Source organism: Methylocystis iwaonis (genome assembly GCF_027925385.1).
GTDB lineage: Bacteria > Pseudomonadota > Alphaproteobacteria > Rhizobiales > Beijerinckiaceae > Methylocystis > Methylocystis iwaonis.
Window position 1 is genome coordinate 207,071 of record NZ_AP027143.1, and the last position, 15,693, is coordinate 222,763.

Below are 15,693 nucleotides of genomic sequence, written 5' to 3' on the forward strand. Positions count from 1 at the left end.
CCTTAGCGGATTGCTGGGCGGATATTGTCGGGGTCGGCGGGGAGCGGCCGGGCCGCATGCGGCGGCTGTCCGTGGTTAGGCATATTCTCGACGCCCAGCCCCTCCTGCGGCCCTTTCGCAACCAGCTTCAGCATGTAACCGATGCCGGTCCCGAAGACGGAGGCATACATGACGACGAAGATGAGCAACGTGGCGGATAGCGCCAAAGCCGAGTGGTTCGAGACTGCGTGCTCGGTCCGCATCGCGCCGTAAATCACCCAAGGCTGCCGCCCGACCTCTGTGGTGAACCAGCCGGCAAGAATCGCGATCGTGCCGCTTGGTCCCATCATTGTCGTAAACCGCAGGAATGTGCGGTCGTCATAGAGTCGCTCACGCCAGCGCAGCCACAGGCCCCGGAACCCGAGCAACAGCATCAGCAGGCCGAGACCAACCATCACTCGGAAGGACCAGAAAACAATCGTGGCGTTGGGCCGGTCCTGCGCCGGGAAATCCATCAAGCCTGGAAATTGGCCATCGAGATCATGGGTCAGGATCAGGCTGGCTAGTCTCGGAATTTCGATGACGTAGCGTGTGGTCCCAGCCGCCATGTCGGGCCAGCCGAACAGGATGAGGGGTACGCCCTGGCCTGGTTCGTTGCGCCAGTGACCTTCCATGGCGGCAATCTTGGCTGGTTGATGCTCAAGCGTGTTAAGACCGTGCGCATCGCCGACGGCGATTTGAATCGGCGCTACGATCAATATCATCCACATCGCCATCGAGAGCATGGCGCGCACTGCCGGCGTCGCGCGCCCGCGCAGCAAATGCCAGGCTCCTGCAGCCCCGACGAACAGCGCGGTGGCGAGAAAGGCCGCGATGGAAGTGTGTGCGAGCCGGTAGGGGAAGGAGGGGTTGAAGATCACCTTCAGCCAATCAACCGGTACGACGCGACCGTCGATTATCTCAAAGCCCTGTGGCGTTTGCATCCAGCTATTGGAGGCGAGAATCCAAGTCGCAGATATGAGAGTGCCTATTGCGACCATCACGGTCGCAAAGAAATGCAAGCTCGGCCCCACTTTATTCCAGCCAAATAGCATCACGCCGAGGAACCCTGCCTCGAGGAAGAAGGCGGTGAGCACCTCATAGGTGAGTAGTGGGCCGGTAATGCCGCCGGCGAAAGTGGAGAAGTAACTCCAGTTCGTCCCGAACTGATAAGCCATAACCAGGCCTGAAACGACGCCCATCGCGAAATTCACCGCGAATATCTGCGACCAAAAGAGATAGAGGTCCCGATAAACGGAATCTTTCTTCCAGAGCCACAAGCCTTCCAACACAGCCAGATAGCTGGCGAGCCCGATCGTGATCGTCGGGAAGATGATATGGAAGGACACTGTGAATCCAAATTGGACGCGGGCGAGATCGAGCGCCGTTAATTCGAACATGTCTTTTCTCCTGGACGGGACAAGCGACCAATTCGACAGTGGCAAATTGGCGCAGCCTGAACGGCTGCGGTTTTGACGGCCTTGTGCATTTGGGTGGGCTTTCAAAACCTGAACGACCGCGCGTTGCAGCCCGCGTTAGGCCTCTATTGCGTGTTGCGCTGCCATGCGTGCGCTGGATTAGGAGGACTTGCGGCCAGCGATCAGGGAGTGGACCCGCGATTGTGATCCGCGTCGGGCATTTGATCCTGCAGCAGCCTGGCTGAGTAACCGAGAAGCTCGCGCACTTCGCGTTCCAGTTCCTTCAGTCTCGCGCGCTCGCTGTTCGATAGTTTGGCCCGGGGGCCTGTCCGCACAGCGCAAGCTCGCAGCGCTTGGGCTGTGATCGAGGAGATCTCCGCCAATTGTGAAACTTGGCCGGTGGGCCGAATGTCGCTCCGCATCGACGTCCCCTCTGCTTCTCGGTGCCACACAAGTGAGTTTGTAGTGATATTGCTTCTGATACAATATGCATACAAATATGTCAAATTGGTTGTTTATCGCCGTAAAAAATGACGGCAAAAAATCGCTGAAAGCCATAAAGCCCGAATCCATGGCAGCTCATATGTTACATAATATATTGATAATAAGTTATGTTATCGGTCGATAGCAATTGTTCTGGTTGTTGGCCTCCTTTGTTGCCACACAAAATGCATACAATGCTGCGCGTGCCTCTTGACGAAATGCTCCTGTCGTATACGATAGGATATGTGCTTGTCTCATACGAGATGGCGGCAAATCGGGAGGAACGAGGGATGAAGATCGTCGTAATTGGAGGCGGCGCTTCCGGGCTCGGCGCCGCAGGGGCTGCAAAAGGAGTGGACCCGTCGGCTGACATCGTGAATTACACGGAATTCGAGGACGTTGCTTACAGTCCCTGCGGCATTCCATTCGTCCACGGTCGCGAAATTGAATCTTTCGACAAACTGTTCCTTGCAACGAAGCAGCAATACGCCGATCAGGGCATAGATATTCACTATACGACTACGGTCGAAAGCATCGACGTCAAGCGTCATGCCATCAAGGTCCGCGAAGAAGGCGAAATTAGATATGACCGGCTGGTGCTCGCGACCGGCTGGAATTATTCGGATCCCCAAATTCCCGGCGATCATCTGGAGGGGATCTACCGCGTCAAGAATATTCGTCGCGCGATGGAGTGGGACAAATTCATCGACACGGTGAAATCAGCGGTCGTGGTCGAGTGCGGACCGATCGCCGTCGAAATGGTGTCGGCGCTCGTTCATCGCGGCATCAAGGTCACCGTTGTCGATCCCGCCCCTTGGCCGATGGCCGGCGTCGTCGATCCCGACATCATCGAGCCGGTTCGAAAGAGCTGGGCCGACGCTGGGGTTGTGACGCTGTGGGGAGAGCGCGTTACGGCCTTCGGCGGCCAGGGCGCCCTTGCTTATGCCGAGACGACAGCCGGGCGGGTCGAGGCGCAGCTTGCCATCATCGGAACGCGCAAGGCGCCGAATACAGCTTTGGCAAGAGCAGCGGGCGTCGCTCTCGGCGCCACCGGTGGCATTATCGTCGATTCTTTCATGAAAACCTCTGCGAGCGACGTGTTTGCCGCCGGCGACTGCACGGAAATTCCGCATGGCGTCACCAATGTTCCGCTTCAAGGCCTTTCGGGAAGCCATGCCTATGCGCAGGGCAAGGCCGCGGGCGTCAATGCTGCGGGAGGACGACGCGAATACCAGCCCGTCTATGTCCCCTGGGCGATGCTCGCAGGCGACTGGATGATTGGGGGTGTTTCCTTTGGTGAAACGACAGCCGCCGCGATTGGCGTGAAATTCGTGAGCGGCGCGTCAAACGGTATCACAAGGGCGCGGTACTATCCCGGGGTGCGTCCAATCACGGTGAAGCTGCTCGCAGATCCTGCTACGCGCTGCCTCATCGGAGCGCAGATGGTTGGGGGCGAAGGCGTCAAGGAGCGAGCGGATTTCCTGGGCATGGCCGTCCGCTCGGGCATTTCGATCGATGATCTGGCGACGATGGAAAACGTCTATTCCCCGGCCATAGGGGCGTTGAACGAGCCAATCGCCATGGCGGCGCAGGCCGTGCAGCAAAAACTCGGGAGGCGATAATCATGTCTTTCCCACAATGGCTCCGATCCAATTCGGAATACTACCTGCTCGCCGCGGCGCAAGAGCGCATCGCAACGCAAAATGGGATGGCGTTTTCATTCAGGCCGCGCAGTCTCAAGGACTATTTTTGGCGCTTTGTGTTTGTGCCGATTTATCGCGTGCTTCCCGATGGCCTGCGGCGGTTTGCTTTCTACGTGCTTCCTGGAAGCCATCACCGCGCTTGGCCGGCACAGGCCGAACGACCGCGTCCCGCCCAGCGGGCATTTCCCAAGTTCGACTAGTTGAATTCGATCCTTCGCAACTTTGCGAAGGAAGCCCACGGTTTGTCACAAGCAAAAAGGAGACAAAATGCCTAAGACCGTTACAATCCCCGCTCCGCAGCCCGGCGATGTTTTATTCAACGTCGAGGAGAAGGTGTTCCCGGATCACAAGGCTAATCCCGGCGACAAGGCTTATATCTTTATGCACACCGTTCCCTTCGAGGGATCGGTCGGACTCGTGAACATGCTGACGGCTACGCGCCTAGCCCGGAAAGGGTTCGAGCTGTCCTTCGTGCTCTATGGGCCGGGTGTCCTCATGGCTTCAGCCGCGCGCGGTTACCCGTCCGTCGGCGCCGAAGGCTTCCCTGGCAATCTAGCGTATAATCGTCAACTCAAGACGTTGATGGACGAGGGGGCCAAAATCTACGCTTGCCGATTTGCCATGGGCGCATTGTACGGCATGCGGGAAGACGATCTGATCCCCGGCGTTATTCCAGTGAACCCACTCGACATCCTCGACCTCACCATCCAGGCTTGGCGAGACCGCGCCCTCGTGATGACGACCTGGACGATTTAACAGGCCTTCGGTTGTGCGGTGAAAAGCAGCAAGCCTTGAAACCGCTTGCTGCTTTTCTTTTTGCCCGCGCAGACCGCGAAATGGCTTTACCAGTTTGGCTTATCCTAGGCAGGAATGACGCTCATGCCGGCTCCTTCCTCAGTAATCCCTCTTCCTCGTAAAATCGACGTGATCAACATCGGCCTGCCTCTGTTCGAGGAATCGATTAGAGGCCAGGGGGCGCCCGTCATAGGCGTCGATTGGCAAATTCCCTGCGGAGGAGAGAGCGACGTCATTTCGGCGTTAGCCCGGCTGATGGGGCCTAAATCATCCATTGTCGACGCTGCGAATGCAGAGGTTGTCGCGCGCTTGAACAATGGCGCGCCCCTTCTCAAGGGTGTCGAGAGAGCCGGTGCGGTCGTGCCCGGCATGAGCGAGCGCACATTGCTCCATTGCGGGCCTGCCATAGCATGGGCGGATATGTGCGATCCTCTGCGACGTTCGATCAAGGCAGCCATCGTCGCGGAGGGGTGGGCCGGAAACATCGAGGCGGCGGCCCGTCTCATTGCCTCTCGCGAAATCGAGCTACGACCGGCGAACGAACATTCGACCGTCGTTCCCATGGCCACTGTAATCGGCCCGTCCGCCCCGGTTTACGTGGTGGAAAATGAAATGGGAAGAACGATCGCTTTTTCGAGCATCAACCAGGGAGCGGGCGAAACTCAATGGTTCGGCGTCGACAGCAGCTTGGCGATCGATCGGCTTTTTTTTATTCGCGATGTGATTGGCCCTGTAATTGGGGAAGCGATCGCCAGGAGGGGCGCTATAGACGTTTTGTCGCTGGCGGCGCAGGGCGTCGTCATGGGGGACGACGTTCATATACGGGTACAGGCGACAACGTGTCTCCTACTGAGGGATCTCCTCCCGTTTTTGATGAGAATCTCCCGGCCAGGCGCTGGAGAGGCCGCTGATTTTCTCAGCCGCAATCACACGATGTTTCTCAACATCGCGATGGCTGCGGCCAAATCGCTGGTCGACTCCGCCGCCAAAGTCGAAAATTCGAGCATCGTGACGACGATGTCGCGCAATGGCGTGACCTACGGCATTCGGCTGGCGGGCCTAGAGCGGTGGTTCCTTGCGGCCGCGCCGCCAATCCAGAAGGCGCTGTATTTTCCCGGCTATGGTCCGGAAGCGAGCACTGCGGACATCGGCGACAGCGCCGTACTCGAGCTGATTGGCCTTGGAGGGGCGGTTTCGGCAAACTCTCCGGCGGTCGCGGGTTTCCTCGGTGGCAGAATGGCCGACGCGATCGCGGCGACACGCAAGATGCAGCGCATCTGTGCGGGAGAGAGTCGTTCTTTCCTTCTACCAATATTGGAGAACGCAGGCGCCCCACTCGGCGTGGATGTTCGACGCGTCGTCGAGCTTGCGATCACTCCGGCTGTCAACACAGGCGTCATTCACGCTTTTAGCGGCGCCGGCCAAATTGGGGCCGGCGTCGCTTCGGCTCCAATTGACTGTTTTACCCAAGCGTTGATGGATCTTGACCAGAGAATTATGTGAACATGCCCTGTCCAGCAAAGCTAGATAACGCATTGCGGCGTGAGGGGCGCCGCCGTGGCAGGCTTTTCCTTAGGTTGTAGAAAACGCGCCATTCAAAAGCGTGGAGGCTTGCATCTCTTCTTCGATAACTCGGTTATAGATGCGAATGTGCTGGTCGGCTGTTCGATCCCAGCTATGGCGCGCCGCCATTTCGAGCCCATTTTTAACAAGGCGCTCGACGGTGTGGGGCTCGTCCATCAGTCTTGCCATCCCCCGAGCAAGAGACGCGGGATTGGATGTTTCCGTCAGAATCGCATCTCGGTCATGCACAAGGAACTCCCGGAAAACATCGATGTCCGACGCCACGACGGGCAGCCCTGCGCTGGCAGCCTCCATGATCACCAAGCCCCAGCCTTCTTTGATGGACGGGAAAACAAATCCGTCCGCGGCGGCCAGCCATTCAACCAGTTCAGTCTGGGGGAGCGTCTGCAACAAAACGACGTCTTTGCCTAACTCCAGACCAAGCGGCCAGAGCGAGGTCAAAACCTGCTCGCGATAATCACGGTAGTCCTGAAACGAATGGCCTCCGATGATCGCTAATACGGGCGGATCTGCTCTTTCCGCTTTTAGTTGGGCCAGCGCCCTGACAAGGAATTCGGTTCCCTTGCGGGGCTCGACCCCGCCGATGGTCAGATAAAGGAAGCGATCTTTCGTTCCGATTTGTCGCCGCAGCTCGGCGCGCCGTTGCGGCGTTAGCATATTTGCGAATGCTTCGCTTCTAACGCCATTGGTGACGATCGATGAGTCGACTCCATATTCCACCCGAAGCCGTTCTTGCCATGTCTTGCTGACAACCAGGACGCGATCCGGCTCCAATATGGCGTTGCGTTGGCAATCCATGAGCGCCTGTGTCGTAAAATCGTCGACATGATGCACGGTGCGCACTAACCGAAAGCGCGCCCCTGCATCTCTCACACGGGCGGCGGCGCGCGCTGAGATGCAGTCTTGACTGTGGACGATATCGAATGAGTCTCGCAGGCGGGCGAGGCCGGCGGTCAAGGCATCAATCCAGCCGAACACTCGTTCTTCAAGCGTATTCTTTGCGGGCGGGGTCGCGATCATCTCCACGGGAACGGCAACTTTCCTGAACAGTGAGCCAGGCTCGCCCATGGCGATCACGGTCACGTCGAGTCCAGCAGCCTGCAGGGCTTCCGCAAGCTCCAGCGTGTGCACGACGCCTCCTCGTGGCTTTGTGGAATAGGTGGTCAGCGCAACGCGCGGCGAATTCAGAGTGGGCGCAGGTCTCATATTTCTTTTTCCGGGTTGATCTTGAGGAACGGCGAGAAACCAGGCGGAAGATTATCAAGGGCGACCGAGGGGTCTCTCAGGACGAGCGCTGTGGCTGCGCGCGCGGCGCGCGCGGCGCTATCGGCGACAATGCATCCCGCCTGTTCGAAGCGGGCGCGTTGCTCTTCGAAGCCCTGCGGATCCCGCATCGTCCCGAGCACATAAACGACAACCGCCGCGCCAGATCGTACCACTTCGGCGGCGAGAGGGGCCAACACGCTTGCAGGATCAGGGTGCGCGCCATCGCCGATCACGACGTCGAAGACCACGGCCGCGACGGTCGGGTCGCTCGCCTGCCGACGAAGCAGCTCCGCTCTGGCGCGGGCGTCTATCATGGGATGCGGGCGACCCTGGGTATAGCTTTCCTCACCGAGGTCGAGGCAGATATGCGCGCCCGGCGGGGCGCTCTCGATGGTCCAATTTTCGTCGAAGGGGGCGTTGGAAAATACCGGGCCGAGGCGCCGAGATGCGACCATCATGGCCTCGTGGCAAAGAGTTCCTCCGCTATAGAGGCCAACGAGCCGCTTGCGGTCCGCATTCAGCCTCGCCGCTGCGCGCGCCACCTTCTCGATCAGGCGGCCGACGCCGTTGTCGGGCGCTGGCATGCCGAGCCCTGCCAGCGTGCGGAATGCGCCCTCCTCCAGCGTGTCGCAAATCGTCACGTGCTGTGGGTGACCTTTCAACGGCGCTGTGAGGCCGATCAGCGAAGCAACCGTTGGCTTCTGCGGCAATTCGAGCACGCGGGCTACGACGTCTCGCGACGGCGGTTTCGAAATGAGCAGGATCGCTTGCGTATCGGCGTCGGCGTCGAGGGCGCGGATCGCCATTTCCGTCATGAGGCCCCCGACTTCCGCGGAAAGATCTCGACCGCCGACACCGATCACATGAGAGACGCCGACGCCCCAACGATCGAGAAGGCTCATGGCTTCCTGAGCCCCGGTTCCCGATGCGGCGACGATGCCAACCGGCCCGGCGCTGACGCGATTGGCAAAACCAAGACCCACGCCGCCGAGCATCGCCGTGCCCGCACCAGGTCCCATGACCAGACGCCCGAGGCGCAGGCCGCGTCGCTTCAATGCGATTTCGTCTTCAAGAGGAACATTATCACTGAACAAAAGCACATGGAGACCTGCTGTGAGCGCCTTTTGCGCTTCGAGCGTTGCATAGTGTCCCGGCGTCGAGATAATCGCGATATTGGCGGTAGGATGTAACTTGAGCGCTGATCGCAAATCGAATATCTGCTCGGGCTCGCTGGCCACGCTGCTCCTTTCCGAGTTGAATAGAAGCCTCGATGCTGCTTCGAGCGCGGCCGCGGCGGCTGACTCGTCGGTTGCGCGGACGGCAAGCACGAGGTCATTTGCGTCCGCTCTCAGCGGATCCTCGGTAAAACCCGCCTTGGACAAGGTCTCCAAATTCGCCGGGGTCGCCATGAACGCCCAGCCCCACGTGACGCCGGGGTACTCGAGCAAGGTCCGCGTCGCCTCGAGCAAACAAATGCTATCCTTATACGAATTGCTATGCACAGAGACGACGACGCTTTTGGTCACCTGGGCTTTCCTCATCTTCTCGTCGCAGGCGATGGCCTGTGAGGGAACGGTTGCGGCGTTGAAGCAGGGCGCGTCCAAAGCGCGTTTATTATAGTGAACTCTCATTTCATATCTAGTATGATTGTTGTCAGGCAAAGAAAGGGATGGCCCAACTATGGTGGCGATCCGAGGCAGGGGGAGAGAAAGGATGATCGACGGCAGGGTGGATTATCATACGCCGCGCGCACGCTGGGCTGCGTTTGAGCGCCAGTTGTACGAGGGCGCTATTTCGGACGTATCGCGCTACCAAGGAATTCTGGGAACCGTCCGCAAACTGGCAGATGAGCTGCGCCATATCGAGGCGCTCGAACAATTGGAGGCGGCATGGTCAGGGGACCCCACGCTCGCAATTACTTTGGAAGCATTACCCTTTCCCAAGGAGCAACTGTTAGGCGCAGCCTTCGCTATCCGCGAGCGCGAGATATGTGAACTCGACGCTCGCAGGATTAGAAGATCGCGCATAGACAAGGCGCGCGGTTCAGGGCATGCCTGGGTCACCCTCGAAGGGAGTGGGGAACTCGATCGGGGGGCGGCCGCGCCTTTTCAGGGGATCGAGATGCATATTGAAACTGGATTGGCCATCATATCCATGCTTCAGCGAAATCCGCTGGACGGAGCGACCGTTTTCGTGACGGCGCTTGCGCGGTTTGATCCTGAGTCTGGAGAAGTGATAGAAATCGCCCCCGGCGTAGACGATTGGAAAGAACATGAGGCAGTCGGACCTGCGCTGGAATCGAGAGACGCCCTGCGCGACCGTATCGAATCTGCTTACGAAATGAAGATCGAAACGGCGCTTGTAGCGCTAGATCGGTAATCGCCATTTTACGCCGATAAGCCGGAGTACACCTTGGTTACGCAGACGAAGAAGAAGGCTGAACCGCGGAAGCGGGCGGCTGATGGCGCGCCCCGCGAGGTTGCAGGCTCGCGCTCTCGCGAAGTAGACGACATCGTGAGTTTGGTTGGCCAAAAGGTGGCGAATCTGCGTCGAACAAAAGGCTTGTCTTTGCAGCAGCTCGCAGAGATCAGCGACGTGTCGCCTGCCGCAATTCACAAAATCGAACGTAGCGGCATGGTGCCGACGATCACCACGCTGCTCAAGCTCGCTGCGGCCCTGGGCGTTTCAGTCTCTTATTTTGTCGAGGAAGGCGAGACTCCGCCGGAGCCCGTCCATTACACGCCGGCGGACCAGCGACCGCGCGTCTATACGTCACATAAGGGATTGAGCCTCTCGGGCATAACGGGCTCCTATCAGAAATTTCAGACGGCCGCCGCGATCGCTCGAATGGCGCCTGGCGCCTCCAGCGGCGAGAAGGCCCTGAGACACGCGGGCGAGGAACTCGTTCATGTCTTGTCAGGCGAGGTCTCGTTCCGAGTCAACAGCCGCGATTACATCCTGAAAGCGGGAGACTCACTGCAATTCGATGGCAACCTCCCGCACCATTGGGAAAACAAAAGCAAGATGCCGGTTCAATTGATCTGGATAGCGTGTCGCAATCGTGACTGATGAGGGCGTTGGCGGTCCCCCATCTGTTGATGAGGCCGAACCACGCGCGCCCTCACGGCGCATTTTGCCACCCTACAATTGGGGACTCTGAGAACCAAGCCGATGCGTCGCCATCGCCGCGGTTACGTCGTCTGATGTTTGGCGCGCGCATCTTCGAGCGCAAGGCGGCCCTCTTCGGCGTCATAGTAATATTGGCGGGCGACAAACCAGCCCTTTAACGGGCGCAGAGGCGGCACACAGGTCACTAACAAGAACGGAAGTGTTGTGAAAAGGTGCGCCCAATACGGAAGGGAATAGACGGCCTCCAGCCACAGGGCGAGCGCGACCGAGGGGACGCAGGCGAAACACATGACGAAAAACGCCGGCCCATCCGCGGGGTCCGCAAAGGAATAATCGAGGCCGCAGGCGTCGCACTGCTTATGAAGCTCAAGAAAGCCGTTAAAGAGCGATCCTCGTCCACAACGCGGGCATCGCCCCCGCAGACCGGCCTGTAACGGCGACAAAGGCGGCACATGTACTCTCTTCGGCATGGCTTGGACTCCTCACAGGGAAAAAAGCCTTTGGATTCATTGCGAGCTCTCGACAATCATCGGGATTGCTCTGGTTTCGTCGGCGCTCGTCTGACTGTGAAAATGCGGGCCAAGGGAGCGCCGTCTTGCTCGCGCAAGATCTGGCAGTGATGAGCAAATGTTTCCGTATAGTCCCGCAATTCAACCAAGCTAACCGCCAATGTCTCGCCGGGATCTATGTTGCCGGAGAAGAACACATCTCGCCTGACCGTTGTCGCACCGAGAGATTTTTCTCGCGCGAACGACCATTCCGTGCGATCGGCGAAAGATACGAAGCTGCTGAAGTAGAGCAGGCCAGCGCCGTTGAAATCCTGGCTAGGGCAGGGGTCGAAGGAGGCCACCGTGCGCGGTTGGTCCTGATGAATCGAGAAGCCCATATGGGCATCCGCCCGTCCGGCGCGTAATGCTGCTGCGCGGGCGGCGAGCCAATGGTTTTCCGGCCCGGGAGATACCGGCGGCAACCCCGGCGCGGCGAAGCGTGAAACCGAATGATTGCCGCCCTCAGCGCCGCGCCGCACGAAGGTGGACACCATTTCCACCACGCCAATGTCGCCATCCGGCAGATTCAGCTCGTGACGGCTGAGCATCTGAGTCCGGGACAGTCGTCGCAGCTTTGAACTGATAACCAGATGATCGTTCTCGCGCGCCGCTTCTAATCTGGCGTCGTAAATAGACAGAGCACAAAATGCTGCGTAGACGGGCGCGCCGCGCTCGTCGGTGAAACGCGGCGCATCCTGCCCGGCGAGGCGCGCGAGCATCATCCAGTGGCGATGGCCGAGTTCTTTTAGGAGCCAGGTTTCCGAGAGGCCGTTCAGACCAAGCTGGGGCATGCCCAGCAAATACGTATCCGTTTCAGCACGCCCCCAGCGGCATTGTTGTCCGGCGACGATCTCGATCCCACGCCGCGTGTCGGCGGCGCTGAGCGCCGGGTGAAATGCGCTCATGGGACAACCGAGATGGTCTCGGGATGATGAGCCTGAGAGAAAAGGGGTGTGTGTCATATGACCTGTAGACTCGCCTTGGTTGCAGCTCTCAATTCGAGCGTCGATTCGCGCCCTGCGCGGTGCACCCGATCAGCGCTCTCTGGGAGAAGTCCCAGACGATTTCGCGCTTTCCTTGATTGCAAATTGCGACGGTGGCGCCCGAGGCGATCTCGCCTATCGCTGCCGCGGCGATGTCGCGCGCTCGGAACAGTGCCAAGATTTCGTCGACCTTGTTCGGACGCGCCGTGATCAGGTAGCCGAAGCTGGGAAAGCTCGTCAGCCAGCGTTCTAACGGGATCGAGTCCGGCTTGGGAATTGCGGCGAGATCAATGGAGACAGCAACATTCGAGCATTCGGCCAGCATGGCCGCGGTGCCGACGACGCCTCCTTGGCTGATATCCTTCGCGGCCTTCGACAGCCCGGCTTCAGCGATTGCAGGTAAGAGCTGGAGATCGCCTCGCAGGCGCTCAGGTGGGGCGGTCGTTGCCGCTTCCCAATTCGAGAACGGCTCTCGGAAGCGCCCGCGCAAATCGATCGCCGAAATAAGCTGGTCGCCCGGCTCTGCGCCGAAACTGGTGAGAAGCTTTTTGGCGCGCCCGAGTATTGCGACCGCAAGCTGGGCGCGGTCCGTACGGAGATTGCTGTGCCCGCCCACGACAGGTACCCCGAAGGCGCGTGACGCCTCTCTCAAGCCTTCAAGGACCGGCGAGGCCGAGCCCACGCCGTCCGACCAGATGGCATTGACGACCGCGATCGGCGCGCCCCCCATCGCGGCGATGTCGGAGACATTGACCATAACGCCGCACCAGCCCGCAAACCAAGGATCTCCGGCGACGAATTCATTCATGAAGCCTTCGATCGCAATTAACAGATAACTGTCGCCGTCTGGGATCGCCGCACAGTCGTCGCCGACCGCTATCGCTTCCTCGGCGGAAACGCCAAGCAAGCCGATCACGTCGGCGATATCGGCTTTTGCCGCGAAACTTTTGCTTTCCTTGAGTGTATGCGCGACTTTGCTGGCGATGATTGACATGGTCATGCCGCGCCTCGCGCTCGGGTGAAGAAGCCTATGGTCGGCGTCTCACATGGCGGGTAATAGCGGAGATCCGCTTCCATTTGGTGATGGAGTCGGCCGTGGCATTCGAACTCACCGAGCGATCGCCAATGCAGTCGCTGAAACAGCGGCGCATTCTGGCTCTGCACGTTGGCGAGAAAACGCCGGCAGCCAAGCGCATGCGCAGAGGACACCGCAAGGCGGATTAGCCCCGCGCCAACGCCAACGCCGCCGAACCGGCGATAGCGCTTCTCGACGGCGAGCCGTGACCCCCACCAGGTTCCATCCCGGGCTTCGTCCTCATGGATGCGCACGGCGCCGACCACTCCGTCGGCAATGTCCTGAACGAGCGCAACGGCGACCAGCGGGATGGCCAGCACATCGATCTCATCGCGGTCGTCCTGCTCGAAGACTTGTTGCTCTTCGCAGAAGACGCGCCGCCGGAGCGCCATCGCGGCTGATTTTTCCCATTCCTCGGTCGCCCATTTGATTTGAAGGCTCGAGGCGATGCGGGGAGTGTCGAGCGGAGCCGTCATTTGCCGGTTTTCCGCTCGTAAGTGGAGAGGGCCGAGCACGCGCCGCATTTGCCGCACCCGGCTTTGATTTCGTTAGACTGAAGACCCGTCTTGGCGAGCATGGCGGCCAGCGGTTCGAGGACGGCGTGCATGAAATCAGGCGTCGGCGCCGGGTGACTTTCGAGTGGCGTCCCCGAGATCGGCACGAAAGGCACTACGAATGGATAAACGCCGATCGACGTCAGACGCTCGCAGATATCCAGTATTTCCGCCGCGCTGTCTCCCAATCCCGCGAGGATAAAGGTCGAGAGCTGGCCGCGACCGAAGATGGGCGCGGCGGCCTCGAACGCTGAGAAGTAGCGCTCGATTGGAACTTGCGCCTTGCCTGGCATGACGCGCGCACGAACCGCCGGCGAAACCGCTTCGAGATGCATGCCGAGCGAGTCGACGCCGGCGTCTTTCATGCGCACAAACCATGCGTCGTCATCCGGCGGTTCGCACTGCGCCTCGATCGGCAGGTCGACCGCGGCCTTTACGGCACGCGCGCTCTCGGCGAGAATTGCTGCGCCGCGGTCGGGACCGGGAGGCGTGCCGGTCGTCATCACCATGTGGCGAACGCCGTCGAGTTCGACCGCAGCTTTTGCCACCTCCGCAAGTTGTGACGGCGTCTTGCGCTCGACGGTACGGCCGGCCGCGAGCGAGTGGCCAATCGAGCAAAATTGGCAAGTCTTTACGCGGCTTTGGTATCGGATGCAGGTTTGCAGCACTGTCGTGGCGAGTACATCGCGACCATGCAAGGTCGCGATGTGGGAGTAGGGGACGCCGTCGGCTGTGACGCGATCGTAGAACCGGGGACGCGCGGTAAATGAGATGTCGCCGATCGTAACGCCGTCGCGGCTCAGACGGGTGCGCCCCTGTGCGTTGGGTTTTTCCGCCAGGTAAGGGCTTTCGAAGGCCGGCGCATTATGCACCGGCGCCATCACCGTCATCCCGTCGATTGTCACCGGCACATGGTCCGATGGTCCGGCGCCGCCGCGTCTCGTCACGCCCGCGCTTCCGGGGGCTGCGAGCCGGATCCCGAAGGATTGCAGCTCATTGATAAGATGCTCAGTCGCCATCATCGTTCGTCCCGCTCGAGATTTCGGCTGCTTCCTCGGATGACTCGCCGGAGGATGAAAAGCGGGCGGCGTTGATGCTGCGCACCGGCGCCGCGACGCGGTCGTCGATGAGCAGAGACAGCAGCTCCGGCCGCGCATAGTGGCCAACCGAATCCATCATGCGTTTGCGTTTGACGATCAGCCCCATGTCGAGGTCGGCGATGAGCAGACCCTCGCCGGAGGTCAGGGGCGGCACGACGTGATTACCCTCGGGCGAGACAATAGCTGTCATGCAGCCGCCGCGCAGACCGCGGCGCAGATTTTCGTCCGGCGATATGGAGGCGATCTGGTCTTCCGTCAGCCACCCCGTGGCGTTGACCACAAAGCAGCCGCTCTCCAGCGCATGATGGCGTATTGTCACCTCGATCTGGTCGGCGAAAAGCTGGCCGACGAGAGAACCCGGGAACTGCGCGGCATGAATCTCTTCGTGCTGCGCCATCAGCGCATAGCGGGCCAGCGGATTGTAGTGCTCCCAGCAGGCGAGCGCGCCGATCCGGCCGACTGCGGAGTCAACAACCTTCAACCCGGCCCCGTCGCCCTGACCCCAGATCATCCGTTCGTGGAAGGTCGGCGTCAGCTTACGGCGCTTCAGCAGAATCCGCCCGTCCGCGTCGAAGATGATCTGAGCATTGTAAAGCGAGCCGTGATCGCGCTCGTTGACGCCGAGAACGATCACCATTTTGTGCCGCCGAGCGGCCTGCGCTACCGCCTCGGTCACCGGCCCTGGAACAACCACAGCATCCTCATAGAGGCGCATGTGGTCCGCGCCGCTAAGAACGGGTGGACGGACGAAAGAGAAATACGGGTACCAGGGAACGAATGTCTCTGGAAACACTGCGAACTGTACGCCCTTTTGGGCAGCTTCCGCGATTGCCGCGAGCACGCGATCTAGAGTGCCTTCAGAGGTGTCCAGATCTGGAGCGATCTGCACGGCGGCGACTTTGACAATTCGTTTTTCAGCCATTCGCTTTTCCTTCCCTGCCGAGAGGCGTCGCTTCCTCGCGGGTTTATTTTCGGCGCTACAACTCGTTGCCGGGCCTCGATTGACTCTAATCGTGCCAGTCAATGTGGTTACAGTG

Annotated in this window: 15 protein-coding genes; 6 read left to right on the forward strand and 9 right to left on the reverse strand. The window is 59.9% G+C overall.

All coding sequences use genetic code 11. The features are described 5' to 3' along the window. Positions 1 to 2: 2 nt before the first annotated feature. Positions 3 to 1,418 (reverse strand): cytochrome ubiquinol oxidase subunit I, encoded by a 1,416-nt coding sequence (locus tag QMG84_RS18740; protein ID WP_281932142.1) that lies wholly within the window; start codon positions 1,416 to 1,418, stop codon positions 3 to 5. Between the two features lie 629 nt (positions 1,419 to 2,047). On the opposite strand from QMG84_RS18740, the gene QMG84_RS18745 reads away from it, so the two are divergent. From QMG84_RS18745 to QMG84_RS18760, 4 genes are all read left to right on the forward strand, one after another. Continuing rightward, complete coding sequence (locus QMG84_RS18745) at positions 2,048 to 3,541, forward strand: FAD-dependent oxidoreductase (protein WP_281932144.1); 1,494 nt, start codon at positions 2,048 to 2,050, stop codon at positions 3,539 to 3,541. A 2-nt stretch (positions 3,542 to 3,543) separates the two neighbouring features. Then, a complete protein-coding gene (locus tag QMG84_RS18750) occupies positions 3,544 to 3,822 on the forward strand; it encodes a hypothetical protein (RefSeq protein WP_281932146.1) in 279 nt (92 codons plus the stop codon). 67 nt (positions 3,823 to 3,889) lie between these two features. Then, positions 3,890 to 4,378, forward strand: a complete 489-nt coding sequence (locus QMG84_RS18755; protein ID WP_202073253.1) for an MSMEG_0572/Sll0783 family nitrogen starvation response protein — start codon at positions 3,890 to 3,892, stop codon at positions 4,376 to 4,378. Positions 4,379 to 4,501: 123 nt separating this feature from the next. Next, a complete protein-coding gene (locus QMG84_RS18760) occupies positions 4,502 to 5,920 on the forward strand; it encodes a YlbE family protein (RefSeq protein ID WP_281932148.1) in 1,419 nt (472 codons plus the stop codon). Positions 5,921 to 5,989: 69 nt separating this feature from the next. On the opposite strand, the gene QMG84_RS18765 is transcribed toward QMG84_RS18760, so the two are convergent. Both QMG84_RS18765 and QMG84_RS18770 read right to left on the reverse strand, forming a co-directional pair. Continuing rightward, positions 5,990 to 7,132: an MSMEG_0565 family glycosyltransferase gene (locus tag QMG84_RS18765; protein ID WP_281932150.1), complete on the reverse strand. Its 1,143-nt coding sequence runs from the start codon at positions 7,130 to 7,132 to the stop codon at positions 5,990 to 5,992. Positions 7,133 to 7,203: 71 nt separating this feature from the next. Then, positions 7,204 to 8,928: an AllF/FdrA family protein gene (locus QMG84_RS18770; protein ID WP_281932152.1), complete on the reverse strand. Its 1,725-nt coding sequence runs from the start codon at positions 8,926 to 8,928 to the stop codon at positions 7,204 to 7,206. A 52-nt stretch (positions 8,929 to 8,980) separates the two neighbouring features. On the opposite strand from QMG84_RS18770, the gene QMG84_RS18775 reads away from it, so the two are divergent. Next, entirely contained in the window at positions 8,981 to 9,646 is a 666-nt protein-coding gene (locus QMG84_RS18775) for a hypothetical protein (protein WP_281932154.1), read from the forward strand. Positions 9,647 to 9,835: 189 nt separating this feature from the next. Further along, positions 9,836 to 10,336: a cupin domain-containing protein gene (locus QMG84_RS18780; protein ID WP_281932156.1), complete on the forward strand. Its 501-nt coding sequence runs from the start codon at positions 9,836 to 9,838 to the stop codon at positions 10,334 to 10,336. A gap of 122 nt (positions 10,337 to 10,458) precedes the next feature. Here the strand turns inward: QMG84_RS18780 and QMG84_RS18785 are convergent, their stop codons facing one another. The 6 genes from QMG84_RS18785 to QMG84_RS18810 all read right to left on the reverse strand — a co-directional run bounded on the left by QMG84_RS18785 (position 10,459) and on the right by QMG84_RS18810 (position 15,578). Next, a complete protein-coding gene (locus QMG84_RS18785; RefSeq protein WP_281932158.1) occupies positions 10,459 to 10,866 on the reverse strand; it encodes a DUF983 domain-containing protein in 408 nt (135 codons plus the stop codon). A gap of 56 nt (positions 10,867 to 10,922) precedes the next feature. After that, positions 10,923 to 11,849 carry a Pnap_2097 family protein gene (locus QMG84_RS18790; protein WP_281932160.1) on the reverse strand — a complete coding sequence of 309 codons (927 nt, stop codon included), beginning with the start codon at positions 11,847 to 11,849 and terminating at the stop codon, positions 10,923 to 10,925. Between the two features lie 88 nt (positions 11,850 to 11,937). Next, positions 11,938 to 12,921 (reverse strand): sll0787 family AIR synthase-like protein, encoded by a 984-nt coding sequence (locus QMG84_RS18795; protein WP_281932162.1) that lies wholly within the window; start codon positions 12,919 to 12,921, stop codon positions 11,938 to 11,940. A gap of 2 nt (positions 12,922 to 12,923) precedes the next feature. After that, entirely contained in the window at positions 12,924 to 13,478 is a 555-nt protein-coding gene (locus QMG84_RS18800; protein WP_281932164.1) for an MSMEG_0567/Sll0786 family nitrogen starvation N-acetyltransferase, read from the reverse strand. Then, complete coding sequence (locus QMG84_RS18805; protein WP_281932500.1) at positions 13,475 to 14,575, reverse strand: MSMEG_0568 family radical SAM protein; 1,101 nt, start codon at positions 14,573 to 14,575, stop codon at positions 13,475 to 13,477. Before QMG84_RS18805 ends, QMG84_RS18800 begins: the two co-directional genes overlap by 4 nt. Continuing rightward, positions 14,565 to 15,578: a Nit6803 family nitrilase gene (locus QMG84_RS18810; protein ID WP_281932166.1), complete on the reverse strand. Its 1,014-nt coding sequence runs from the start codon at positions 15,576 to 15,578 to the stop codon at positions 14,565 to 14,567. Before QMG84_RS18810 ends, QMG84_RS18805 begins: the two co-directional genes overlap by 11 nt. Positions 15,579 to 15,693: the final 115 nt, after the last annotated feature.

Bases quoted from the DNA above. Each gene is read 5' to 3' on its own strand.
- QMG84_RS18740 (WP_281932142.1), bottom strand. From the start codon at position 1,418: ATGTTCGAATTAACGGCGCTCGATCTCGCCCGCGTCCAATTTGGATTC.
- QMG84_RS18745 (WP_281932144.1), top strand. From the start codon at position 2,048: ATGTTATCGGTCGATAGCAATTGTTCTGGTTGTTGGCCTCCTTTGTTG.
- QMG84_RS18750 (WP_281932146.1), top strand. From the start codon at position 3,544: ATGTCTTTCCCACAATGGCTCCGATCCAATTCGGAATACTACCTGCTC.
- QMG84_RS18755 (WP_202073253.1), top strand. From the start codon at position 3,890: ATGCCTAAGACCGTTACAATCCCCGCTCCGCAGCCCGGCGATGTTTTA.
- QMG84_RS18760 (WP_281932148.1), top strand. From the start codon at position 4,502: ATGCCGGCTCCTTCCTCAGTAATCCCTCTTCCTCGTAAAATCGACGTG.
- QMG84_RS18775 (WP_281932154.1), top strand. From the start codon at position 8,981: ATGATCGACGGCAGGGTGGATTATCATACGCCGCGCGCACGCTGGGCT.
- QMG84_RS18785 (WP_281932158.1), bottom strand. From the start codon at position 10,866: ATGCCGAAGAGAGTACATGTGCCGCCTTTGTCGCCGTTACAGGCCGGT.
- QMG84_RS18790 (WP_281932160.1), bottom strand. From the start codon at position 11,849: ATGAGCGCATTTCACCCGGCGCTCAGCGCCGCCGACACGCGGCGTGGG.
- QMG84_RS18795 (WP_281932162.1), bottom strand. From the start codon at position 12,921: ATGTCAATCATCGCCAGCAAAGTCGCGCATACACTCAAGGAAAGCAAA.
- QMG84_RS18800 (WP_281932164.1), bottom strand. From the start codon at position 13,478: ATGACGGCTCCGCTCGACACTCCCCGCATCGCCTCGAGCCTTCAAATC.
- QMG84_RS18805 (WP_281932500.1), bottom strand. From the start codon at position 14,575: ATGGCGACTGAGCATCTTATCAATGAGCTGCAATCCTTCGGGATCCGG.
- QMG84_RS18810 (WP_281932166.1), bottom strand. From the start codon at position 15,578: ATGGCTGAAAAACGAATTGTCAAAGTCGCCGCCGTGCAGATCGCTCCA.